This is a genomic window from Chloroflexaceae bacterium, from assembly GCA_025057155.1.
Taxonomy (GTDB): Bacteria; Chloroflexota; Chloroflexia; order Chloroflexales; family Chloroflexaceae; genus JACAEO01.
The window spans coordinates 1-306 of record JANWYD010000066.1 but is presented as its reverse complement, the minus strand read 5'-3'; the positions used below and the strand labels follow the sequence as shown (position 1 = coordinate 306).

Genomic DNA, 306 nt, shown 5'->3' with positions numbered 1-306 from the left:
TGTTTGCCGGCGCGCTCATCCCCGGCCTGATGTTGACAGCCTCCTATGCGCTTTACGTGATGATTGTATCCTGGCTGCGGCCTTCTGCTGCGCCGGCGCTACCGCCGGAGGCGCGCACGTTGCGCGGCTTCGAACTATATCGCCGCGTTGTGCGTTCGGTAGTGTTACCGGCTTTTCTGATCTTTGCCGTGCTCGGCAGCATCTTCTTCGGCATCGCCACGCCGACGGAGGCCGGCGGCATCGGTGCGCTTGGTGCCTGTGTGCTGGCTGCGCTGAACGGTCGGCTCAATCGGCAGGTGTTGCGGG

General features: G+C 64.1%; 1 protein-coding gene. It reads left to right on the top strand.

All coding sequences use genetic code 11. From position 1 onward, the window contains the following. Nucleotides 1-306, top strand: a 306-nt coding sequence (locus NZU74_20270) for a TRAP transporter large permease subunit (protein MCS6883665.1), incomplete at both ends; no start/stop codon positions are given.